This window comes from Tateyamaria sp. 7Alg 36 (genome assembly GCF_059882455.1).
In genome coordinates this window covers 3,353,843-3,375,657 of sequence record NZ_CM187613.1, presented here as the reverse complement: position 1 = coordinate 3,375,657, position 21,815 = coordinate 3,353,843, and the positions used below count along the sequence as shown (strand labels likewise).

Annotated in this window: 19 protein-coding genes; 11 read left to right on the top strand and 8 right to left on the bottom strand. The window is 61.9% G+C overall.

The window, feature by feature from the left end; translation table 11 throughout:
- Positions 1 to 423 precede the first annotated feature (423 nt).
- Positions 424 to 1,434, top strand: a complete 1,011-nt coding sequence (locus AC6GQJ_RS16445) for a GT-B fold glycosyltransferase domain-containing protein (RefSeq protein ID WP_500770206.1) — start codon at positions 424 to 426, stop codon at positions 1,432 to 1,434.
- A gap of 181 nt (positions 1,435 to 1,615) precedes the next feature.
- A complete protein-coding gene (locus AC6GQJ_RS16440) occupies positions 1,616 to 2,029 on the top strand; it encodes a hypothetical protein (protein ID WP_500770204.1) in 414 nt (137 codons plus the stop codon).
- A 28-nt stretch (positions 2,030 to 2,057) separates the two neighbouring features.
- Here AC6GQJ_RS16440 and AC6GQJ_RS16435 read toward each other — a convergent pair whose 3' ends face one another.
- Positions 2,058 to 2,681, bottom strand: a complete 624-nt coding sequence (locus tag AC6GQJ_RS16435; RefSeq protein WP_500770202.1) for a hypothetical protein — start codon at positions 2,679 to 2,681, stop codon at positions 2,058 to 2,060.
- Positions 2,682 to 2,863: 182 nt separating this feature from the next.
- Here AC6GQJ_RS16435 and AC6GQJ_RS16430 point away from each other — a divergent pair, with 182 nt between their 5' ends.
- Both AC6GQJ_RS16430 and AC6GQJ_RS16425 read left to right on the top strand, forming a co-directional pair.
- A complete protein-coding gene (locus AC6GQJ_RS16430; protein ID WP_500770200.1) occupies positions 2,864 to 4,156 on the top strand; it encodes an O-acetylhomoserine aminocarboxypropyltransferase/cysteine synthase family protein in 1,293 nt (430 codons plus the stop codon).
- A 166-nt stretch (positions 4,157 to 4,322) separates the two neighbouring features.
- Positions 4,323 to 6,959 carry a hypothetical protein gene (locus tag AC6GQJ_RS16425; RefSeq protein WP_500770198.1) on the top strand — a complete coding sequence of 879 codons (2,637 nt, stop codon included), beginning with the start codon at positions 4,323 to 4,325 and terminating at the stop codon, positions 6,957 to 6,959.
- Between the two features lie 82 nt (positions 6,960 to 7,041).
- Here the strand turns inward: AC6GQJ_RS16425 and hppD are convergent, their stop codons facing one another.
- Positions 7,042 to 8,136 carry a 4-hydroxyphenylpyruvate dioxygenase gene (gene hppD / locus AC6GQJ_RS16420; RefSeq protein ID WP_500770196.1) on the bottom strand — a complete coding sequence of 365 codons (1,095 nt, stop codon included), beginning with the start codon at positions 8,134 to 8,136 and terminating at the stop codon, positions 7,042 to 7,044.
- A 137-nt stretch (positions 8,137 to 8,273) separates the two neighbouring features.
- On the opposite strand from hppD, the gene AC6GQJ_RS16415 reads away from it, so the two are divergent.
- Positions 8,274 to 8,729: an Lrp/AsnC family transcriptional regulator gene (locus AC6GQJ_RS16415; protein WP_500770194.1), complete on the top strand. Its 456-nt coding sequence runs from the start codon at positions 8,274 to 8,276 to the stop codon at positions 8,727 to 8,729.
- A gap of 140 nt (positions 8,730 to 8,869) precedes the next feature.
- Positions 8,870 to 10,741: a monovalent cation:proton antiporter-2 (CPA2) family protein gene (locus tag AC6GQJ_RS16410; RefSeq protein WP_500770192.1), complete on the top strand. Its 1,872-nt coding sequence runs from the start codon at positions 8,870 to 8,872 to the stop codon at positions 10,739 to 10,741.
- Between the two features lie 78 nt (positions 10,742 to 10,819).
- Here the strand turns inward: AC6GQJ_RS16410 and cobT are convergent, their stop codons facing one another.
- Entirely contained in the window at positions 10,820 to 11,827 is a 1,008-nt protein-coding gene (gene cobT, locus AC6GQJ_RS16405; protein WP_500770190.1) for a nicotinate-nucleotide--dimethylbenzimidazole phosphoribosyltransferase, read from the bottom strand.
- A gap of 72 nt (positions 11,828 to 11,899) precedes the next feature.
- On the opposite strand from cobT, the gene cobS reads away from it, so the two are divergent.
- Positions 11,900 to 12,661, top strand: a complete 762-nt coding sequence (gene cobS, locus AC6GQJ_RS16400; RefSeq protein ID WP_500770188.1) for an adenosylcobinamide-GDP ribazoletransferase — start codon at positions 11,900 to 11,902, stop codon at positions 12,659 to 12,661.
- Between the two features lie 57 nt (positions 12,662 to 12,718).
- Here cobS and AC6GQJ_RS16395 read toward each other — a convergent pair whose 3' ends face one another.
- The 5 genes from AC6GQJ_RS16395 to AC6GQJ_RS16375 all read right to left on the bottom strand — a co-directional run bounded on the left by AC6GQJ_RS16395 (position 12,719) and on the right by AC6GQJ_RS16375 (position 17,745).
- Complete coding sequence (locus AC6GQJ_RS16395; RefSeq protein ID WP_500770186.1) at positions 12,719 to 13,231, bottom strand: CarD family transcriptional regulator; 513 nt, start codon at positions 13,229 to 13,231, stop codon at positions 12,719 to 12,721.
- 303 nt (positions 13,232 to 13,534) lie between these two features.
- Positions 13,535 to 13,870: a ferredoxin FdxA gene (fdxA, locus tag AC6GQJ_RS16390; protein WP_500770184.1), complete on the bottom strand. Its 336-nt coding sequence runs from the start codon at positions 13,868 to 13,870 to the stop codon at positions 13,535 to 13,537.
- Positions 13,871 to 13,921: 51 nt separating this feature from the next.
- The gene (locus AC6GQJ_RS16385; protein WP_500770182.1) at positions 13,922 to 14,311 is read right to left on the bottom strand and encodes an RNA-binding S4 domain-containing protein; all 390 of its coding nucleotides are present in this window, start codon (positions 14,309 to 14,311) and stop codon (positions 13,922 to 13,924) included.
- Positions 14,312 to 17,230 carry a helicase-related protein gene (locus tag AC6GQJ_RS16380; protein ID WP_500773960.1) on the bottom strand — a complete coding sequence of 973 codons (2,919 nt, stop codon included), beginning with the start codon at positions 17,228 to 17,230 and terminating at the stop codon, positions 14,312 to 14,314.
- Positions 17,231 to 17,259: 29 nt separating this feature from the next.
- On the bottom strand, positions 17,260 to 17,745 hold the full coding sequence (locus tag AC6GQJ_RS16375) for a tetratricopeptide repeat protein (protein ID WP_500770180.1): 486 nt from the start codon (positions 17,743 to 17,745) through the stop codon (positions 17,260 to 17,262).
- A 145-nt stretch (positions 17,746 to 17,890) separates the two neighbouring features.
- Here AC6GQJ_RS16375 and AC6GQJ_RS16370 point away from each other — a divergent pair, with 145 nt between their 5' ends.
- The 4 genes from AC6GQJ_RS16370 to AC6GQJ_RS16355 are packed head-to-tail and all read left to right on the top strand — an operon-like array spanning position 17,891 to position 21,770.
- Positions 17,891 to 18,181, top strand: coding sequence for an SCP2 sterol-binding domain-containing protein (locus AC6GQJ_RS16370; RefSeq protein ID WP_500770179.1), 291 nt, complete (start codon positions 17,891 to 17,893; stop codon positions 18,179 to 18,181).
- The gene (locus AC6GQJ_RS16365) at positions 18,181 to 19,122 is read left to right on the top strand and encodes an alpha/beta fold hydrolase (RefSeq protein WP_500770178.1); all 942 of its coding nucleotides are present in this window, start codon (positions 18,181 to 18,183) and stop codon (positions 19,120 to 19,122) included. The genes AC6GQJ_RS16370 and AC6GQJ_RS16365 overlap by 1 nt, the downstream gene beginning before the upstream one ends.
- Before the next feature lie 60 nt (positions 19,123 to 19,182).
- A complete protein-coding gene (locus AC6GQJ_RS16360) occupies positions 19,183 to 20,181 on the top strand; it encodes a ligase-associated DNA damage response exonuclease (RefSeq protein WP_500770177.1) in 999 nt (332 codons plus the stop codon).
- Complete coding sequence (locus AC6GQJ_RS16355) at positions 20,178 to 21,770, top strand: ATP-dependent DNA ligase (protein WP_500770176.1); 1,593 nt, start codon at positions 20,178 to 20,180, stop codon at positions 21,768 to 21,770. The genes AC6GQJ_RS16360 and AC6GQJ_RS16355 overlap by 4 nt, the downstream gene beginning before the upstream one ends.
- The last annotated feature ends 45 nt before the right edge of the window (positions 21,771 to 21,815 follow it).

The following is a 21,815-nucleotide window of genomic DNA, read 5'->3' as shown; positions in this document are numbered from 1 at the left end:
ATGGGGTTGATATACCAAATGATCACGCGCCGACCACAGCAATTCTGCGCCTTTGCCCGACAGCGCACCCGATCAGGGCAATGACGGAACGTTCGGCCCAATCTTCGGGCAGGGCGTGATCCGCGCCCACGACTCTGTTGCGGCAAGGCAAAGCCCTTAGGTAAGCAGCTTGAGCGAATTCCCGCCAATTGCACGCAGTACAGAGACGCGGCACCAATAGCCGTTACGCGCCTTCAACACGCGCCCCGAAAAGATACGCGCGCCGTTCAAAATCTGCCCCGTGCAAGGTTGCCGGCACCACTGCGTGCCCCGCACACCGGATGGCCCACCCTCGCCCCGCGTCACACAACGGCAAAACATCATTTAACCGCAGCCCGTCCGCAGCTATAGTTGGCGCACGCTAACACACGCAGAGCAGGCAAAATGGCAAAAAAACCCGCGAAACAGGCGGCGCAGACCTTCAATGTGGCGCTCGTGGCGCAAGGGGGACGCCTTGCTTATGAGGCATTGCTCTTCGTGGCGTCGCTGCGTGCCAAAAGCCCGAAATTCAAAGGCCGCGTGCTGATTTGCGAACCCCAACCCGGTCAGATGTGGGACCGCGATCCGCGCATCAATGCCCCTGATGTGGTGGCCGCGTTGATTGATCTGGGCGCAGAAATCGTGCCCTTCACCTCGACCCATTTCGGCCAATCCTATCCCTATGGCAACAAGATCGAGTTGCTGTCGGTCCTGCCCGAGGGCGAACCCTTTGTCTTCTTTGACAGCGACACCCTGATCACCGGAGAGTTAAGCGACGTTCCCTTCGACTTTGATCGGCCAAGCGCCTCGATGCGGCGCACAGGAACATGGCCGCAGATCGAACTCTACGGGCCCGGCTATACCGAAATCTGGAAATCGCTTTATGACGCGTTCGATCTGGATTTCGACAGCAGCCTCGATCTGTCCGAGCCCGACGAGTACTGGCAACGCTATCTCTATTTCAACGCTGGCTATTTCTATGGGGCCTGCCCGCGCGCGTTCGGCGCGAAGTTTCTGGAATACGCCCTGTTCATCCGCGACACCCCGCCGGAACCACTGGTGTGTCAGACCTTTGATCCATGGCTGGATCAGGTCGCCCTGCCGCTGGTCATCCATGCCCTTGGTGGCGGGCGTGACAGCGCGGTGAACACGGCGCTGGACGGTCCGGTCAGCTGCCACTACCGCTTGCTGCCACTCCTTTATGCGCGGGAAAGCGATGCGGTGATTGAAACACTGGAATCAGTCGCCAGCCCCAACAAGATCAAGAAAGTCCTCAAAGGCTATGACCCGATCAAGCGGATGGTGTTTCAGGGTCGGGGCGAAAAGGTGCGCGCCCTGTTCGACCAGAACGATCTGCCCCGTCGCGAGCAGGCGATAAGAAATCGTATCAAATCGAACGGATTTTGGATGCGCTGAGTGTGACGTTGCGTTAGGTCAGGTATTCGTACCGAAACTTCCCGTCAAAAGGGCATCAAACGCATGGACGTTAACCAAGTTAACGGTTAGTTGCCCCCCTTCGAATTCAAGCGACGCCCGTTGACCCGACCGACTTACGCACCTCTAGCCAATTAGGAATAGCCCGATGTGCAGCCCTTCGTTGCGCTTTTTTCAAGATATTGCGACCGACTTTATCGCCGACCGGCTTGATCTGGTCGCTGCGCGCTTTGTCTATCCGCTGCCATTATATGTGGGCGATGCGATTCAGGTCTTTGCCAATGCCGAGATGTTCGAAGAAGCGATAGGCATCTATCGCGACGCGGCCAGAAAGGCCGACATCGCCACCCTGACGCCACGCCTTGTCGCCTCGGGCATCGCCACGAAAAGCAATGCCAACCTGTGGATCGAATGGGACCACAAGGACAGCCATGGCAAGACCCGGCGCATCAGTCAGGTCCGCTATTTCCTGCAAAAGACGACAGTTGGTCAGCCGCAGCTGATCGAGATGATCGAATATTCCGACATCGCCTTTCCCGAAGCTTCGTCAGAGTTCATGGTCGCGACGGCCTTCTGATCGGGCCGCCGCGCATGTCGTTTGGGCGTTATGCGCCCGCTTTGGTCAACAACGTATAGGTCGTGATCAGCGCGTCCGTGGTCGAGGACCGCGCGATGCCGCCCCCGTCCTTGCGCAGGCTTTTTGCCCCGACGGTGCGTTTGATCACGCGGCCCAATTGCTGGTTCAACGTGGTACGTGCGCGCCGCGCCAGCAGTTTGGCCTTGTGGCTGTCACCGTCCGCTTGGGTCGCAAGGGTGTAGGCGTCGACAAAAGCGGCATCCTCGGACGCGGCCTTGATCACATTAAGGATAAAGTGGCTGTCGAACGCGCCCGCCGCATCCAGATCGGTCGCGGTTTTCTGGGCGATGTCGATGACCGAACGTTTGGCGGTCAACCGCTTGGCCAGTTCATGGTCGGCGGGGGCGGTGTCGATCACATAGGCTTCGACGATCTTTTGCATCATGTGCGACAGATCAAGGCCTTGCGCCTTGGCGGCGCTGGCCAGATAGGCGCGCACGCTGGGTTCCACCGCGAAATTGATCGTATCTGCCTGTTTCAGCTTTTCCAGCTTGGCTGCGCGCTTGCCTTTGCGTGCGCCTTCCATGGCATTGATCGGTGTGGCGGCTTTGCCTTTTGGTTCTTTGATTTTTGTAACTGCTTGAACGGCCATCTCAGGCTCCTGATTTATGTATACTTGTTGCAGTATACATAAATCAGGAGCCAGTCAACATATATGATGGGTATACACGACGCCACAGATCACCGCAGCAGATCGCATCGCCTGCCTTGCCCATGCGCGCCCCTTTGCATAACGATAGCGCGACCTTCGCGCCTAATTCAAAGGAATGACACATGACCGATGGCCCAAAATACGGCTTTGACACGCTTCAGATCCACGCGGGCGCCCGCCCCGATCCTGCGACCGGAGCGCGCCAGACCCCGATCTATCAATCTACCGCCTATGTCTTTCGCGATGCCGAACACGCCGCCGCTTTGTTCAACCTGCAAGAGGTCGGCTATATCTATTCGCGCCTGACCAACCCGACTGTGGCCGTGTTGCAGGAGCGTATCGCGACCCTTGAAGGCGGCGTTGGCGGCGTATGCTGTTCCTCGGGCCACGCGGCACAATTGATGGCGCTGTTCCCGCTGATGTCGCCCGGCATGAATGTTGTGGTTTCGACCCGTCTTTATGGCGGCACCGTCACGCAGTTCAGCCAGACCATCAAACGTTTCGGTTGGGAGGCGACATTCGTCGACTTCGACGACACCGACGCGGTGAAGGCTGCGATCAACGACAAGACCCGCGCGGTGTTCTGCGAATCCATCGCCAACCCCGGCGGCTACATCACCGATCTGGACGCCATCGCGGCCATCGCGGATGCGGCGGAAATCCCGCTGATCGTCGACAACACCACGGCCACGCCTTACCTGTGCCGCCCCATCGAACATGGCGCGACGCTGGTCGTCCACTCGACAACCAAATACCTGACCGGCAACGGCACTGTCACCGGCGGCTGCGTTGTGGACTCGGGCAAGTTCGACTGGTCCGCGAATGACAAGTTCCCCTCGCTCAGCGCGCCGGAGCCTGCCTACCACGGCCTCAAATTCCACGAGACGTTCGGCCCGCTGGCCTTTACCTTCCACGGCATCGCCATCGGTCTGCGCGATCTGGGCATGACGATGAACCCACAGGCAGCGCATTACACGTTGATGGGCACCGAAACCCTGTCGCTGCGCATGGACCGCCACGTAGAAAACGCGGTGAAGATCGCCAAGTGGCTCGAGGACGATCCACGCGTTGATTACGTGACCTATGCGGGTCTGGAATCCTCGCCCTATTACGACCGTGTGGCGCGTATCTGCCCACGCGGTGCCAGCGGCCTGTTCACCTTTGCGGTCAAGGGCGGCTATGACGCCTGCGTCAAGCTGGTGAATTCGCTGGAAATCTTCAGCCATGTGGCCAACTTGGGCGATTCACGCTCGCTCATCATCCACTCGGCCTCGACCACGCACCGCCAGCTGACGGCGGACCAACAGCGTGCGGCGGGCGCGGCACCGGAAGTGGTCCGCGTTTCCATCGGGACCGAGGATGTGAACGACCTGATCGCCGATCTGGATCAGGCGCTGACCAAGGCGGTCAGCTAAGCGAAAAACCGGCAAGGCGCGCCGCTTTGGGGTGCCTTGCCGGAAGGCTGCGGCGAAAACGCCGCGCGGGCAGGCTTTTCCTTTGCATGGGCAAAGTCCTGCTTTATCCTGCCACATCATCTGCGCTCGTATTCCCTCTGGGCGGCTGAATTGATAAAGGGCAGTTATGAAGCCAAACTTTGCCTTGTCCTTGTCCTTTGACGGGATCCGCTTGCTGCACCGCGCCGCAGGGGGCTGGCACCTTGTCGGCGAGGCGGATGTAAGCGATCCGGACCTGAACGACATCCTGTCCGAGCTTCGTCAGGCCACCGATGCGATTAAATCCGGCCCTGTCCGCACCAAGCTGATCATCCCCGACGAGCAGATCAAATATCTGAGCATCGACACACCCGGCATGGATGACGATGCACGACGCGCCGCCGCCGCACAGGCGCTGGATGGTGCAACGCCCTATCCGGTTGATGCGCTGTCTTTTGACATCTCGCCCGATGGCGAACGGACCCATGTGGCCGCTGTTGCGCGCGAAACATTGGCCGAGGCCGAGGCCTTTGCTACCGATCACGGGTTCAACCCTGTCAGCTTTGTCGCCGCCGCCTTTAGCAGCGATTTTCTGGGCGAGCCGTTCTTTGGCCCCACAGCCTGCGCGCCATCGCTGTTAGGCGCTGGCGAAACGGTCGAGCCGGACGGCGTGCGCGTTGTGGTGGTCGAGAGCCCCGCCGACGTGGTCGAAGATACGCCGGAGCCTGCTCAGCCCGAGCCAACTCCGCCAGAACCCGAACCAGTGGCAGAGGACCCCGCCCCCGTGCGGCGCAAGGCGGCTGTGCCCGACACCTCGGACGACTCGCCCGATATGACGCGCCCCAAGGCGGTGCCCGTTGTGATCGAGACAGAGGCAGAGCAGGAAGATACCCTGCCCGACCCGTCCCCGTCGGATGAAACAACTTTGCCGCCGCCCCTGACTGCCAAGCCCGATGGGGAAGCGGAACCGTCCGAAGCGGACACATCCGACAGTGACAGCGGCGAAACCACCACGCCGCCCCTGCTCGGCTTTGCCACGCGCCGCCGCCAGAACCCCGCATCGAACCCGACGCCCGCCAAACTGGGCGGTGTATCGCGCGAGATTACGCCTTCCAAAACATCGCCCCCCGTGGCGCCGCCCGCACCCGCAGCGGCAACGGCCAAGGACGCCCCTTCAATCAACCTGACGGCCCCGCCGAAATCCGCCGCCGACAGCCTGCGCCCCGAACCACGCTTGGGCGAGGCTGCGCCGGAACGCACAATTCCACCAGCAGGCAACGCGCCCAAAGGCAAACCCAGCATCCGTCAACTGGGCGGCTTCCTGTCGCGGCGCAAGCCGTCTGCCAAAGCCGCCGCCGTGGCCCCCGCCCCGCAAAAGGGCAGCAAAGCAGCCAAACAGGCCGCGTCCGAAACCGAACGCATGACCATCTTTGGCGCGCGCGATAGCGTACAGGTCGGTGGCAAGCCGCGCTTCCTCGGACTGATCCTGACGGCGGTCTTGCTGATCTTTCTTGCCGGTGTGGCCGCATGGGCGGCCGTGTTCATGGAAGAAGGGCTTGCCCGTTTCTTCCAGCCGCGTGAACGCACACTGGCCTCGACCCTGCCCGAAGATGCGCGCGACTCGCTGGCGCTGGATGTGGGCGCGACCACGCAACTGGACCCCGACCCCGAGGAAGAAGCCGACGGCGTGGTGGTCGCGGCCCTGAATGACGGCTTGACCGACGATGTACTGTCCGCCGAGGACGCCGCTGTACTGGACGCACTGCGCAATCCCCTGCCCGACCCCATCGCCCCCGAAGACCTCGACGCCTCCGAACTCGAAGCGCGCTATGCGGTGACGGGCATCTGGCCCCGCGCGCCCGACATGGACCCGCCCGCCGATGTGATCGAGATCGAAGACCTTTATGTCACAGGCATCGACCCGATCAGCCCTGCGTTGGATGCGGTCGCGTTGCCCACTGCCGCCTCATTCGACACTGATGGGAATCTGGCGCTTGTGACCTCTCCGGTCGCAGCGGGTACGAATTTCGCCCGTGGCCCCGATGGGCGCGTGATCCCCACGCCCGAAGGCGCGCTTAGCCCAGATGGCTTTACCGTGATCCTTGGCAGCCCGCCCGCCAAACCGCCCGCGACCTTTGTGCGCCTGTCCGTTGAACCCGACGCCGCCGCGCCCGACCTGATCGCGCTGGCACGGGTCCGTCCAAACCCGCGTCCTTCCGATCTGGTGGAACAGAATGAACGTGCCACGCTGGGGGGCCTGTCGCGCGACGAACTGGCGGCCCTGCGCCCGCAACTGCGCCCCGCAGCGCCGCAGGATGTCGCCGCCCCCGAACCCGAGGTCGCGACAGAAGAGGCCGAGACGCCGGAGGAAGCAGCACCTGTTTCCGCGCTGGCAGCGGCCACCTCGCTGCGGCCCGCCACGCGTCCGCGCAACTTCACCCGCATCGTGGCCCGCGCCACCCGCCTTGCCCCCGAACCCGAGGCAGAGCCCGAGCGCACCGCCTCTGTCGCGCCGCGCACGGTGACGCCGTCGATCCCGTCTTCGACCTCGGTCGCCAAAGCGGCCACTGTGCGCAACGCGATCAAGCTGAACAACATCAACCTGATCGGCGTCTACGGCACCCCGTCCAACCGCCGCGCTTTGGTGCGTCTGGGCAACGGGCGGTACAAGAAACTGGTTGTCGGGGATCGCTTTGACGGCGGGCGCGTGTCGGCCATCGGCGACAGCGAACTGCGCTATCAAAAGGGCAACCGCAGCGTCATCCTGAAGATGCCACGCGGCTGATCACGCGCCAACGCGCCAATCGTAGCCCCCAAAAGCAAACGGGGGCCAATGGCCCCCGCAGTAATTCACAACTGATCCAGCCTTAGCTTGCGGCCAGTTCACCATTGTCGATCTGCTCTTGCTCGATGCTTTCGAACAGGGCCTTAAAGTTCCCTTCGCCAAAGCCGTCATCGCCCTTGCGCTGGATGAACTCGAAGAAAATCGGCCCGATCACGGTTTTCGAGAAGATTTGCAGCAGGATCTTCGTCTCGCCCCCGTCCACGACACCTTCGCCATCAATCAGAATGCCGTGCTTGCGCATCCGGTCGAGCGGTTCGTCATGGTCAACGACGCGGTTCTTGCTCATCTCGTAATAGGTGTCCGGCGGACCTGGCATAAACTTGAGGCCGTTTTCCGCAATCGCATCGGTGCTGTCGTAAAGGTTGTCCGACCCGACCGCGATGTGCTGGATGCCTTCGCCGTTGTACTTCTTAAGGTAGGCCACGATCTGCCCCGTCTCGCCACGGTCCTCGTTGATCGGAATGCGGATACGCCCGCAGGGCGAGGTCAGCGCGCGGCTCAGCAGGCCGGTGAACTTGCCCTCGATATCGAAAAAACGGATTTCGCGGAAGTTGAACAGGTCGCCGTAAAAGCGGAACCACGTGTCCATATTGCCCTTGTGCACGTTGTGCGTCAGGTGATCGAGATAGAAGAAACCGACGCCACGCGGCTTGGACTGCGCCAGCCATTCGTATTCCTCGTTATAGGGCGAGGTGTCGTAATACTGGTCCACGAAATAGATGAGGCTACCGCCGATCCCGACAATCGCGGGCACGTCCAGCACCTTGTCGGTCCCCTCATAGCCTTCGGCACCTAGCGACAGCGCGCGCTTATACGCCGCCTGCGCATCCACCACGCGCCAGCCCATCGATGGGGCACATGGCCCGTGATCCTGCACAAAGCGCGCGCCAAAGCTGTCTTCTTGCGCGTTCAGCACATAGGTGATGTCGCCCTGCTGCCAGAGTTCGATATTCTTGGTCTTGTGACGCGCCACTTTCTCGTACCCCATGCGCGTGAAGACAGTGCGCAGTTCCTCGGGATCGGGATGGGCGAATTCGACAAACTCGAAGCCGTCCGTACCCATGGGGTTTTCTTCGGTGATCTGCGATTTCGGTGCGTTATGTGGAAACGGGCCCATAGTGACTCCTCCGGCTTTGGGGTTTGTCACAGTTTATTGCGCCCGACATGCGTGGTGCGCGCAAAATCAATATGCTAACACCTGTTTGACGCGCAAAATATGCGCCCTACCTGCCCATGATGACAGAAAACACGCACATGCTTGATTCCATCGACATCCGCCTGCTTGCCGCGTTGCAACGCGACGCCTACCAATCAGCCCAGCAACTCAGCGACAGCCTCAACCTGTCGGCCAGCCAGATCGGGCGCAGGCGACAACGGCTTGAGGCCGAGGGCCATATCACGGGCTATGTGGCGCGGCTGGATGCTGCCAAGCTGGGCCTCAGCGTGCAGGGGTTTGTGCAGGTGCATCTGTCCACCCACGGGCCGGAACATTCCAAAAGCTTCGGACAACTGGTCAGAACCCGCCCCGAGATCACCAGCGCATGGACGATGACCGGCGATGCGGATTACCTGCTGCGGGTCTATTGCCCCGACCTTGCGGCGCTGAACACGCTGATCCACGACGTGCTGCTGACCCACCCCACGGTTGCCAAAGTGCACAGCCAGATCGTGATGGATCAACTCAAGCCCGACAGCCCGTTGCCCACCTGAACGCCGCCCATGTGCCCGTATTCTGGCACATCTCGACCCTTGGTGGTGCAATCGCGCCCTGTTAGGAAACTCCGATCAGGTTCCGGTTGTATCCCGCCCCAAAGGCCCACATCTTACCGCCAGTTGCAAAGGCATAGCGCATGGAAAACTTCCTCTATCAGGCTTCCGTTTACCTCTTGGCTGCGGTCATAGCGGTACCGATTGCCGCGCGATTGGGGCTTGGGTCGGTGCTTGGCTATCTGGCGGCAGGCATCCTGATCGGGCCGGTTCTGGGGCTGGTCGGCTCCGAAACCGAGGATTTGCAGCACTTTGCCGAATTCGGCGTCGTGATGATGCTGTTCCTGATCGGGCTGGAACTAGAGCCGCGCACCTTATGGGACATGCGGCACAAGCTGATCGGCCTTGGCGGGGCGCAGGTCATCCTGTCGACGCTGGCGCTGGCGGGCATTGCCGTCGCCTACAACCAACCGCTGGGTGTTGCCGTGGCGATTGGTCTGACGCTGGCCCTGTCCTCGACCGCGATCGTGCTGCAAACGCTGACCGAAAAAGGGCTGGTGAAAACCGGCGGCGGGCGATCCGTCTTTTCCGTGCTACTGACCCAAGACATCTCGGTTATTCCTATCCTTGCCCTGCTGCCGCTGCTGGCTGTCACCCTGCCTGCGCAGATCACCTCGGACGGGTCGATCACGCTGACACCGGACGATCACGGCCACAGCGCCCACGCGATGAGCCTTGTTGACGGTCTGCCCGCATGGGGCGTCACGCTGGTGACCATCGGGGCCGTGGCGGCGGTGATTTTTGCAGGCGTGTTCCTGACCCGTCCGGTATTCCGCTATATCCACGCTGCGCGCCTGCGCGAGATGTATACGGCGCTGGCGCTGCTGATCGTGGTGTCGATCTCTTTCCTTATGAACCTCGTCGGCCTGTCCCCTGCCCTTGGCGCGTTCCTTGCTGGCGTGGTGCTGGCAAGCTCCGAGTTCCGCCATGAACTGGAAACCGACCTTGAACCATTCAAGGGGCTTCTGCTGGGCTTGTTCTTCATCACTGTGGGCGCAGGCATCAATTTCGCGCTGCTGTTTGCGAACTGGCCTGCGCTGCTGTCGATGGCCATTCTGGTGATCATCCTCAAAGGCTTTATCCTTTATTGCCTTGCGGTGGTGTTCAAATTCAAAGGTCGCGACCGCTGGCTGTTCACCCTCAGCCTCGCGCAAGCGGGCGAGTTCGGCTTTGTGCTTGTAGCCTTTTCCGTGGCCCAAGGGGTGATCCCGCAGGACGTCGCCGAAACGCTGTTGCTGGTGATTGCGCTGACCATGCTGATCACGCCGCTGCTGTTCATCCTGCACGAGGTGATCGCCAAACGCATGGCCGAAACCCAAGGCGATATCGAAGCCGACGAGATTGACGAGGACGGCCCCGTCATCATCGCAGGCATCGGGCGTTTCGGGCAGATCGTGAACCGGTTGGTGCAGGGCTCGGGCTTTAACACCGTGGTTCTGGACCATGATATGGAAACCATTGCGCTGATGCGGCGCTTTGGCTTCAAAAGCTTTCTGGGCGATCCCAGCCGCGCCGATATCCTGCACGCCGCCGGTCTGGACGAGGCCCGCGTGTTGGTCGTGGCGCTGGACGATCCGGAGGCCGCGACGCGGCTGGTCGCCTATGCGCGCAAACAGCGCCCCGACATCCACATTATTGCGCGCGCCTTTGACCGCGTGCACGTCTACAAGCTCTATCAGGCGGGGGCCAACGACATCGTGCGCGAGATGTTCGACAGTTCGCTACGCGCGGGGCGCTATGCGCTCGAAAACCTCGGGCTCAGCGAATACGAGGCCGCTGAAGCCGAGCAGGTATTCTACGCCCATGACCGCGACGCCGTGCGCCAACTGGCCGAGTTGTGGGATCCGGCCATCGCGACCTCGAAGAACGACGCCTATGTGGCGCGCTCGCGCGAGTTGGAAAAAGACCTTGAGGCCTCATTGGCCGCACGTCAGGAAGAACAGAAACGCGCCTAGCGCGGCAGGGTCGGTGGGCGGGCGCCTTTTTGCAGACAGGCCAAAGGCCGTGCCGGCAAAAACAGTCCCGCCCGACGATCAAGCGTCGGACACGCCCGCTTCGGCAAAGGTGGACATGCCTGAATGGCAGGCCACCGCGCCTTGCAACACACCAATGGCAAGCGCCGCACCGGACCCTTCGCCAAGGCGCAGGCCCAGTGACAGCAGTGGCTCCTTACCCAGAGCCTCAAGCATCCGCGCATGGGCCCCTTCCGCACTTTTATGGCCCGCGACCACATGGTCGAGCGCGCCGCTGACCGTGTGCTCAAGACAGGCGGCAGAGGCGGTGCAGATAAACCCGTCCATGATCACCGGAATGCGCAACTGGCGCGCACGGGCAATCGCACCGGCCATACCTGCCAGTTCACGCCCGCCAAGTCGCATCAGCACGTCCACCCCGTCGCCCGCATCCGCATGCGCTGTCAGCGCTTGGGCCACGACGTCGGTCTTGTGGGTCAGGGCATCGCCCTCGACCCCTGTGCCGCGTCCGGTCCACATCGCGGCCTCGCCGCCGAACAGGCGCGCGGCAATCGCTGCTGCCGATGTGGTGTTGCCGATGCCCATCTCTCCGACCACCAACAGGTCCGCGGCTTCGTCTACGCTGTCCCAGCCTGCGCGCAATGCGGCCACGACCTCAGCCTCGGACATGGCCGCTTCGGTGGTGAAATCTGCTGTGGGCGTTTCAAGGTCCAGCGCGACCACATCCATGCGCGCGCCGAAACACTTGGCCAACTGGTTAATCGCCGCGCCGCCATGTTCGAAATTGGCGACCATCTGCGCGGTCACTTCGGGGGGGAAGGCCGACACGCCACGCGCCGCCACCCCATGATTGCCCGCAAAAACGATGACCTGAGGGGCGGTGATGCTTGGGCGCGCATCCCCGCGCCAGCCCGCATACCAGATCGCCAGATCTTCCAGACGCCCAAGCGCACCGGGGGGTTTGGTCAATTGCCCGTTGCGGTCTGTTGCGCCAGCGATTGCGGCAGCATCAGGCGCGGGCATCTGGCCCAGAAGGCGGCGGAATTCGTCAAGTGTGTCAAAGCTCATGTGGGGTCGTCCTTGCGTGTCAGCTTCGGCCTCTTTACCCAATGGACATCCAGCCGCAAGTCAGGACCGGACATGCCGACCAACGAAACCGACAGGACAGCCTTTGCTGGGGCGTGGGATGTGCCCGCCGCCATTGTGCTGCTGACACGCCTGCCCATGCCTGCCTTGCCGGATCACGCCTTTGCCCATGGGGCGCGGGCCGTGTGGGCCTATCCGCTGGTAGGGCTGATCATAGGCCTAATCGGTAGCCTTGTAATGGGGGTGGGCAGTGCCCTCGGCCTGTCCGCGCTGCTCGTCGCGGGGCTGGTGCTGGGCGTGCTTGTGATGGCGACCGGCGCGATGCACGAAGACGGCCTTGCCGACACGGCTGACGGACTGTGGGGCGGCACCACGCCGGAACGCCGGCTCGAGATCATGAAAGACAGCCGCATCGGGGCCTATGGGGTTCTGGCGCTGATCATCGTGATGGGCCTGCGCTGGCTGGCACTGGCCGAGGTGCCGTGGACCGCCCTTGTCACCGCGCTGGTTGTGTCGCGCGCGATGCTGACGCCCCTGATGTACGACCTACCACATGCGCGCAACACGGGCCTTGCGCATAGCGTCGGGCGCGCGCCACTGAACAGCGTCCTATGCGCCCTATTCATTGCGGTGGTGCTGGCGCTGCTGTTTGCCGGCGGGGGCGGATTACTTGCCATGATCATCGCCGCGGCAGTCGCAGCTGGGATCGCGGCCCTTGCCCGTGCCAAGATTGGCGGCCAAACGGGCGACATTCTGGGCGCAACGCAAATCTGTACCGAGATTGCCGTGCTGCTGACCCTTGCCGCGCTGAGCTGACATAAAAAAACGCGCCCCCGACCGGCGGGAGCGCGTGAGATAGTTGTCGGGTAGCGATCAGGCTGCGACGCGGCTTTCGAGCACGTCGCCGACTTCTTTCGCCGCCGCGCCTTCGTCACCACCGGATACGGCGGCCACTTCGCGGGTCAGACGCTCAAGCGCGGCTTCGTACAGTTGACGCTCGGAATAGCTCTGCTCGCGCTGGTCGTCGGTGCGGTGCAGGTCGCGCACCACTTCGGCAATCGCGATCAGGTCGCCCGAGTTGATCTTTTGCTCGTATTCCTGCGCACGGCGGGACCACATGGCGCGCTTAACCTTAGCCTTGCCCTTCAGCGTTTTCATCGCGTGGGCAATGACGTCAGGGCTCGACAGGGCGCGCATCCCGATTTCCGTTGCCTTGTTGGTTGGCACGCGCAAAGTCATCTTGTCTTTCTCGAACGAGATCACGAACATCTCGAGCGAGATTCCGGCCACTTCCTGGCTTTCGACGGAAATGATCTGGCCAACGCCATGGGCGGGATAGACCACAAATTCATTGGGGCGAAAGTCGAGCTTCTTGGATTTTGTCATTCTTCATCCTCTTGAGACGCGACAAATACAGCCATATTCGACAGTCAAATCCGCATCAGGCGGGGCAAGCGTGCCACGTCTAAGGTGCGGTTCAAGTCGAAGGTTTCTATCAGGTCCGGCATTAGCAAGGCCGGACGCGGGCAGCATCCGTCTGTCAGTTATACGTGTATCATATCACAAAAAGAGGGGATTCGAAAGTTGACCTTGGGGAAACTTTCCGAACTGCCCGCTTTATCAGCGCGCTAGCCGCAGGAATTCATGCAGCGCGCGCAGCATTTTCACGCCGTCAGGCGATTCGCTGTCTTATCCGCCCTCACCTGGCGCTTCGGAAAACAGCTCCATTTTGCCCTCTTTGCCGTCCATCGCCTCGGCATCGGGCAGCGGGTCTTTCTTGGTGATGATGACCGGCCACATTTCCGAGTATTTGCGATTGAACTCGACCCATTTCTCCATATCCGGCTCGGTATCGGGGCGGATGGCGTCGGCGGGGCATTCGGGTTCGCACACGCCGCAGTCAATGCATTCGTCGGGATGGATCACCAACATGTTCTCGCCTTCATAGAAGCAATCCACCGGACAGACTTCGACGCAGTCGGTATATTTGCAGGCAATGCAGGAATCGTTGACGATATAGGTCATTGAGGCGCTCGTTTCATTTCGATTTGCGTCTAGCTAGATCACAGACCGCTATCATTCAAGGTGGCGCGCGCGGGAAAGATCACCCTGCCTGCGCTCGCGCTTGGTCGGACGCCCTTTTCCTTCATAGCGCGGATTTTCTGGGACAACGTCTTTGCGCGGGACCGGTTCGGGGGACATGTCGTTGTAAAGTGCCTGCGCTTCGGGGGCCGGACCGCGCCGTGTGCCGCACGCCAGCACCTCGATCACGCGGACGTGATCGCCAATGGCAAAGGTCAGAACGTCACCGGCAGTGATGGACGTGGCGCGTTTTGTCACACGTTCGCCATTCACGCGGATGTCTCCGGCAGCGACACGCGCCGCCGACAGCGAACGGGTTTTGAAGAATCGGGCGAACCACAGCCATTTATCCAGCCGCAGCTTTTCCTCGCCCGATCCGCTCAATTACTTGTTGTCCTTCAGCCCCATGAGGGCCGCCGCAAAGGGGTTGTCAGGATCAATCGGCTTTTCACGGCGTGGAGGCTTGGCCGAGAAGTTCTGCGACTTGCCACCACCGTCGCCATCACGGCGACCGCCTTTTCCTTTGCCCTTGGGTTTGCCACCTGCGCCGCCTTTGCCGCGTGGTTTGCCACCCTGCCCTTGGCCTTGGCCCTGACCTTGACGGCCACGGTTGCCACCTGCGGCACGACCCCATGTGAACGTATAGAACACTTCGGTTTCGACCGTGGTCACACCAGCATCCGCCGCTTGGCCCACGGGCACTTCGGTTTCGGACATGGCAGGAATTTCGGCCTCGACCTCGGGTGTTTCCGCGCCTTCGGCAGCCACGGGGGCCAATCCTTCGTCGGGAATGTCGCCCGTGCCTTCGGGCACATCATCGGGCTTGGCAGTACCTTCGGCGTCCAGCACCGGTGCGGCCTCATTACCGATATCCATGACGGGCGTGTCCGCCTCGACCGGATCACCGACGACTTTGGACACCGCCTTGACCTTCTCGCGCTCGCCACGCTCGGCCTTGTAGCCAAGGCCGGTCATCAGTGCCGCGAACTGTTCCAGCGTCATGCCGGTGATCGACAGCATGTCGGCCTTTGCCTCGAACCCGCCGCGCGAATCCTCGGCGCGGAGCATGTCCGCCAACCGTTCCAGCATATCGATCCGGATCGCCCGCTCGCCCGCATTGCGGTAACCGGCCATCGTGTCGGCCCCTTCGCCCGCATCAACCATCGCCGGAATTGTCACCAATCCGGGTGGGGGCGATTCGGGGAATTCACCCAAGCCCTTGCTCAGCGACCACAGTACCAGACGCAGACGCGTTGGCGCGGGCTTGAGCAGCAGCGGCATAAAGATGGTGAACTGGCCAAAACGGATGCCGTGTTTGCGCAGGGCACCACGTGCGTCCTGATCCAGCGCCTTCACCTCGTCCGCAACCGCGGCGCGGGGCAGCACGCCCATCGCCTCGATCAGACGGAAGGCAAAGCCTTTGGCCAGACCGGTCAGTGTTTCGTCGCGCTGCATGTTCATCAGCGGCTCGAACAGGGCGGCGACCTTGCGATCAATGAAATGTTGCGCGCGGCGCTGGACCTTCTGGGCGACCTCGGGGCCTGCCACATCGTCCACAAACACCTCGACCTGCGGCTTGAGCGGGTCGGACCCCGCCACCAGCTTACCCACCGCAGAGGCGCCCCACATCAGGCCCCCCTGTTCGGTAAAGTCGATTTCGGTATCCGGCGCGTTATAGAAACGATCCGCCCGCAGGTGGAAATGCGGCGCAAGCGCCTGCAACGCAGCCGACTTGATGGTTTTGGCCTCGGCCGCACCATTGCCTTTGTCCTGACTAAAACGGAACCCGTCCAACTTGCCGACGAACTCGCCTTCGACAGTCACTTCACCTTGATCATTTACTTCGGCCACCATGGCCTCCTTCTGGCCTAGCCGGCGCAACAAAACCGATGTGCGCCGGTCTACAAATCTTTGAGTCAGCTTCTCATGAAGAGCATCTGATAATCGGTCTTCTACATGGCGCGTCTGATTGCGCCAATGGTCTATATCATCAACCCAGCCTTTACGCTGGGCGACATACGTCCAAGTCCGGATGAACGCCAGCCGTTTACTGATCGCGTCGATGTCGCCATCGCTGCGGTCAATACGCTTGATCTGACGCGCCATCCAGTCGTCTGGGATGCTACCACGTTCGTGGAGATATCGGAATATAACGTCCAAGAGGCTGGAATGTTCCTGATGACTTATACCACGGAAATCCGGCACGCGGCACACATCCCACAACAGGCGCACCGATGGCGCATCTGTGCAACGCGCCGCCACCTCGGCAGAGGACGACAGGGTCTTGAGGGCCATGACATCATCCGCTTCGCGCACGCGCACCAGAACATCGTGATCGGGCGGGGCCTCTAGGGATCGCAGCAGCGCCTCGGTCGTGCCGAATTGCAGCGCGTGGTTGCGCCATTGCAGCTTGGACACAGGGGTAAAGCGGTGATCCATGATCGCCTGCGCCATGCCGTCATCCAAGGGGCGCACATCGCCCGTCACTCCGAATGTCCCGTCCTTTTGCCCGCGCCCTGCCCGCCCCGCGATCTGCGCGAGTTCGTTCGGGGCAAGGGGGCGCATGCGCCGTCCGTCAAATTTGGTGAGCGAAGAAAAGGCCACGTGGTCGATATCAAGGTTCAGCCCCATTCCGATCGCATCGGTAGCGACCAGAAAATCGACCTCGCCATTCTGGTACATCTCAACCTGCGCGTTGCGGGTGCGCGGCGACAGCGCCCCCATCACCACCGCCGCACCGCCCCGCTGGCGGCGGATCAGTTCCGCGATGGCATAGACGTTATCGACCGAAAATCCGACGATGGCGCTGCGCGGACGCATCCGCGAAACCTTCTTTTGACCGGAATAAAGTAGTTGGGACATACGCTCGCGGCGGATGTACTGCACGCCCGGCACCAGCGCGCCAATGGGGCCGCGCATTGTGTCGGCCCCCAGAAACAGCGTTTCATGCAAGCCGCGCGCGCGCAAAAGGCGGTCGGTGAACACATGGCCGCGTTCGGGATCGGCGCAAAGCTGGATTTCGTCCACGGCGAGAAAATCAACGCCCATGCCTTCGGGCATCGCCTCGACCGTGCAGACCCAGTACTGCGTGCGCGGCGGCACGATCCGTTCCTCGCCTGTGACAAGGGCCACAACCGATGGACCACGCAGCGCCACGATCCGGTCATAGACCTCGCGCGCAAGCAGACGCAGCGGCAGCCCGATCACACCTGTGCGGTGGCCCAGCATCCGTTCGATGGCATATGTGGTTTTACCAGTGTTGGTGGGCCCCAAAACGGCCACCACCCGCGCATCGCTCGGCATGGGCATGTTCCCCCGTTGGACGCGCCGCCTTACAGCTCGCGCCCAATACCTTTTGTTTTCAACTGCTCTAGCGCCTTGCTGGCGTTTTCGTGGTTCGGATGCAAGTCCAGAACCTGACGATAGGCATCACGGGCCAGCGTATCGTCCCCGAATTCCTGCAACATTACCCCAAGGCCGAATAGCGCGTTGTAATTGTCGGGGTTCAGGATCAGCGCGCGCTGCAAATCATCCAGCGCCGGACCGTAAAGCCCCTTCATGTAAAAGGCAGTCGCACGGGCGTGCCAGCCTTCGGCAAAATCGGGGGCATGGTCGGTGACCGCCGTCAGATGCTCAATCGCGATGTCAACGCGGTCTTCTTCCAGCGCGTCGCGCCCGCGGCGCAGCAACGTATCCAGCAGGGTCGAGCCGGATTTCGACCACTCCCTCTCGATCTCGCGGCTAAGGCGCGTGGCCTGCGCGGGGGGCGCAGTGCGCAGTTCCGACAGCATATCGTCCAGTGACGATTGCGCCAGCACAGGTAAGGAATTCCCTACTGTAAACAAAAGTGCCGTGACGACAGGGTAGAGTTTGCGAGTGAGTGTGCCCATAAACACAAATGTAACAGGGCGCGCGTTAATTGCCACAACAAGCGACGCGCCATAACCAAAAAGGGCATCAAAAATGAGTGACACCGTAAACGAAGCTGTTGTCGTGCTGAATGACAAACTCAGTGGGTCCAATTTTTCCGGCACCGCGAAATTCGACATCGAAGGCGAAGGCTGTGTGATGATGGACAGCGCGGGCGCACGTGCGGCAGACGAACCTGCGGACGTCACCCTGTCGGCAGATGCCGAAACCTTCAAATCCATCCTCGAAGGTGAAACCAACCCCACCTCTGCCTTCATGACAGGCAAGCTGAAGGTTGATGGCGACATGGGCATGGCGATGCAACTCGCGTCCGTTCTGGCCTGATGACACTGACGGCGGCCCCCCTTTTTAGTGATGTGTCCGCCGCGTCGTCGGGGGGGACTGCCTATTGGGCGCACGCTGTTGATGGCGTGCGCATCCGGCTGGGCGTGTTCAACGCCGAAAATGCAAAAGGCACCGTGCTGCTGTTTCCCGGCCGCACGGAGTATATCGAGAAATACGCCCCCGCCGCCGAGGATTTCGCGCGCCGTGGCTTTGCCTCGGTTGTGATCGACTGGCGCGGTCAGGGGCTGGCCGACAGGCTGCTACCCGATGCGCGCATCGGTCATGTGGATGTGTTCGCCGATTATCAAAAAGACGTCGCCGCCATGGTCGAGGCCGCGCGCGAACTGAAGATGCCAGAGCCGTATTTTCTGCTGGGCCATTCGATGGGCGGATGTATTGGACTGCGCGCCCTCTATGACGGGCTGGGCGTGGTTGGCGCGGCCTTTACGGGGCCGATGTGGGGCATCCGCATCGCACCACACCTGCGCCCCGTTGCGTGGGCCTTGGGTCGGGTTATGCCCGCCCTTGGTCAGGGGCACCGCCTGCCCCCCACCACTGTGCTGGATCCATACGTCCTGACCGCCCCGTATGAAGACAACCTGCTGACCAGCGACCGCGACATGTACGAAATGATGCGCAGCCAGTTGCACGCCCATCCCGAACTGTCCCTTGGCGGGCCCAGCTTTCGCTGGCTGCGCGAGGCGCTGGATGAAACGCTGGCCCTGTCGAAACGCCCTGCGCCTGCGGTGCCTGCGGAAACGTTCCTTGGCACCAATGAACGGATCGTCCACATCGGCCGGATCGAAGCGCGGATGCGGTCGTGGGAAAACGGCACGCTGCACCTGATCGACGGCGGCGAACACGAGGTGCTGATGGAAGGCCCCGCGATCCGCAACACGATCTTTGACACGATGGCGGATCGGTTCACGCAGCTGGCCTAAGGCGCGCCCCATGCGAACCCAAGGCTGGCCGTCAGCGGCGCGTGCCCTAGGTTCCTGCGGATGAGCGTTCTGACTTTCACACCTGCCGGCATCTACTGCCCCTCGGGCGATTTCTACATCGACCCGTGGCGGCCCGTGCCGCGCGCGCTGATCACCCATGGCCACGCCGATCACGCACGCAGCGGCATGGGATCCTACCTTGCCACCGACATTGCCGCGCCCGTCATGCGGCACCGCCTTGGCGACATCCCTCTGGACACGATCCGTTATGGCGAGACGCGCAAGATCGGAGGCGCGACCGTGTCCTTCCACCCCGCAGGCCATGTGCCCGGATCGGCGCAGATCAGGGTCGAGGTCGATGGCGAGGTCTGGCTCGCATCGGGCGACTACAAGGTTGTCGATGACGGCCTCTCCACCCCGTTCGAGCCGGTCAAATGCCACCACTTCATCACCGAAAGCACCTTTGGCCTGCCGGTGTTCCGTTGGCGGGACCAAAGCGCCATCGCCAGCCAGATCAACGACTGGTGGGCGTCCTGCGCGCAGGCGGGCAAGACCGCCTTTCTGGGCTGCTATGCCTTGGGCAAGGCGCAGCGGCTGTTGACATTGCTGGACCCCGATATCGGGCCGGTCCTGACCCACACCGCCATCGAAAACACCAACGACGTGATGCGCGCCCAAGGCATTTCCCTGCCGCATACCATCCGCGCCTCTGCCGATGTCGATCCCAAGGACCACAAGGGTGCCATCGTCCTTGCGCCGCCCTCCGCGATAGACTCCGCATGGACGCGCAAGTTCGGCCCGCGCGAGACGGGATTTGCCAGCGGCTGGATGTCTGTGCGCGGCATCCGGCGGCGGCGCTCGGGCGACCGTGGCTTTGTGATTTCGGACCACGCGGACTGGACCGGACTGCTGGACGCAATTCGTCTGACGGGGGCCGAAAACATCTATGTCACGCATGGTTACACGGATATTTTCGCGCGCTACCTCAACGATTCCGGCTGGAACGCACAGGTGGTCCCGACCGAATTCGGCGGCGACGAGGCCGAGGACGCCGCATGAAAGACTTCGCCACCCTGTTCAACGCCATCGACCAGTCCACCAAGACAACCGTGAAAGTGGCCGCACTGGCCGACTATTTCGCCACCGCGCCCGAGGCCGACCGTATTTGGACCATCGCCATATTCTCGGGCCGCCGTCCCAAACGGGCGGTGACCACCACACGCCTGCGGGAATGGGCTGCCGAACGGGCGGGCATCCCCCTGTGGCTGTTCGAGGAATCCTACCCAATCGTCGGGGATCTGGCGGAAACCATCGCGCTGGTCCTGCCCCCCGCAGCCACCCAGTCGGACCTTGGATTGTCGTACTGGATCAACACGGTACGCGCCCTTGCGGATGCAACGGACGAGGTCCGCAAAGCCACCGTTCTGGCCGCATGGGACAGCCTCGGCACCACCCAGCGGTTCCTGTTCAACAAGCTGCTCACCGGCGGTTTCCGCATCGGCGTCAGTCAAAAGCTGATGACCCGCGCCCTTGCCCGCGCCACGGACCGCGAAGAACCCGAAATGGCCCACCGCCTGATGGGCGACTGGGATCCGGTCAGCACCACATGGGATGACCTGATCCATGCCGACGATCCGACCGCGAACGCCTCGCGCCCCTACCCGTTCTACCTTGCCTACGGGCTGGATCTGGAACCCGAAGATCTAGGCCCGCCAGAGGATTGGCAGGCAGAGTGGAAGTGGGACGGCATCCGTGGCCAGTTGATCCGCCGCAATGGCGCGCACTTCGTCTGGTCGCGGGGCGAGGAGTTGATGACCGACCGTTTTCCCGAACTGGCGCAGGCCTGCGACTATATCCCTGACGGCACGGTGATTGATGGCGAATTGCTGGTCTGGGGCGACGACGGCCCGCAATCTTTCAACGCGCTGCAAAAGCGGATCGGGCGCAAGACCGTGCCGAAAAAGCTGCTCACCGAGGCGCCCGTCGCCCTCTACGCCTATGATCTGCTGGAATGGGACGGGGTTGATATTCGACAAGAGCCGCTTGAGGCGCGCCGCGCAACCCTCGAAAAACTCTGCACAACCCTGCCCACAGACGCCCCCGTCAAACTGTCCCCGACCGTCCCGTTTGATACATGGGAGGCACTGGCCGACACCCGCAGCGGCGCCCGCGATGCCAGCGCCGAAGGCCTCATGCTCAAACGCCGCGACAGTCCCTACCTCACAGGGCGCAAGAAAGGCGATTGGTGGAAATGGAAGCTTGACCCGCTGACCATCGATGCCGTGATGATCTACGCCCAATCCGGCCACGGACGCCGCGCCAACCTGTTCACCGACTTCACCTTTGCGGTCTGGAAGGGGAACGAGTTGATCCCGTTTACCAAGGCCTACTCCGGCCTGACGGATGAAGAGTTCCGCAAGATCACCGCATGGGTGAAAAAGAACACGACCCAACGCTTCGGCCCCGTGCGCAGCGTCACTCCCGAACATGTCTTCGAAATCGCGTTCGAAGGCATCCAAGCCTCCTCGCGCCACAAGTCCGGCGTTGCCTTGCGCTTTCCGCGCATGCTGCGCTGGCGTCACGACAAGACCGCCGCCCAAGCCAACACGCTGGACGACCTGAACGACATGCTTGCCACCTACGGCTGAACGTCCCTTCTTTTGGCAATAAATACTGCGGGAGGTCTGGAGGGC

Excerpts from the sequence above, each read along its gene's own strand:
- AC6GQJ_RS16360 (WP_500770177.1), top strand. The coding sequence starts at position 19,183 with ATGAGCGTTCTGACTTTCACACCTGCCGGCATCTACTGCCCCTCGGGC.
- AC6GQJ_RS16435 (WP_500770202.1), bottom strand. The coding sequence starts at position 2,681 with ATGGCCGTTCAAGCAGTTACAAAAATCAAAGAACCAAAAGGCAAAGCC.
- fdxA (WP_500770184.1), bottom strand. The coding sequence starts at position 13,870 with ATGACCTATATCGTCAACGATTCCTGCATTGCCTGCAAATATACCGAC.
- AC6GQJ_RS16380 (WP_500773960.1), bottom strand. The coding sequence starts at position 17,230 with ATGCCGAGCGATGCGCGGGTGGTGGCCGTTTTGGGGCCCACCAACACT.
- AC6GQJ_RS16445 (WP_500770206.1), top strand. The coding sequence starts at position 424 with ATGGCAAAAAAACCCGCGAAACAGGCGGCGCAGACCTTCAATGTGGCG.
- AC6GQJ_RS16395 (WP_500770186.1), bottom strand. The coding sequence starts at position 13,231 with ATGACAAAATCCAAGAAGCTCGACTTTCGCCCCAATGAATTTGTGGTC.
- AC6GQJ_RS16430 (WP_500770200.1), top strand. The coding sequence starts at position 2,864 with ATGACCGATGGCCCAAAATACGGCTTTGACACGCTTCAGATCCACGCG.
- AC6GQJ_RS16410 (WP_500770192.1), top strand. The coding sequence starts at position 8,870 with ATGGAAAACTTCCTCTATCAGGCTTCCGTTTACCTCTTGGCTGCGGTC.
- AC6GQJ_RS16355 (WP_500770176.1), top strand. The coding sequence starts at position 20,178 with ATGAAAGACTTCGCCACCCTGTTCAACGCCATCGACCAGTCCACCAAG.
- AC6GQJ_RS16415 (WP_500770194.1), top strand. The coding sequence starts at position 8,274 with ATGCTTGATTCCATCGACATCCGCCTGCTTGCCGCGTTGCAACGCGAC.
- AC6GQJ_RS16425 (WP_500770198.1), top strand. The coding sequence starts at position 4,323 with ATGAAGCCAAACTTTGCCTTGTCCTTGTCCTTTGACGGGATCCGCTTG.
- AC6GQJ_RS16370 (WP_500770179.1), top strand. The coding sequence starts at position 17,891 with ATGAGTGACACCGTAAACGAAGCTGTTGTCGTGCTGAATGACAAACTC.
- hppD (WP_500770196.1), bottom strand. The coding sequence starts at position 8,136 with ATGGGCCCGTTTCCACATAACGCACCGAAATCGCAGATCACCGAAGAA.
- cobS (WP_500770188.1), top strand. The coding sequence starts at position 11,900 with ATGCCGACCAACGAAACCGACAGGACAGCCTTTGCTGGGGCGTGGGAT.
- cobT (WP_500770190.1), bottom strand. The coding sequence starts at position 11,827 with ATGAGCTTTGACACACTTGACGAATTCCGCCGCCTTCTGGGCCAGATG.
- AC6GQJ_RS16365 (WP_500770178.1), top strand. The coding sequence starts at position 18,181 with ATGACACTGACGGCGGCCCCCCTTTTTAGTGATGTGTCCGCCGCGTCG.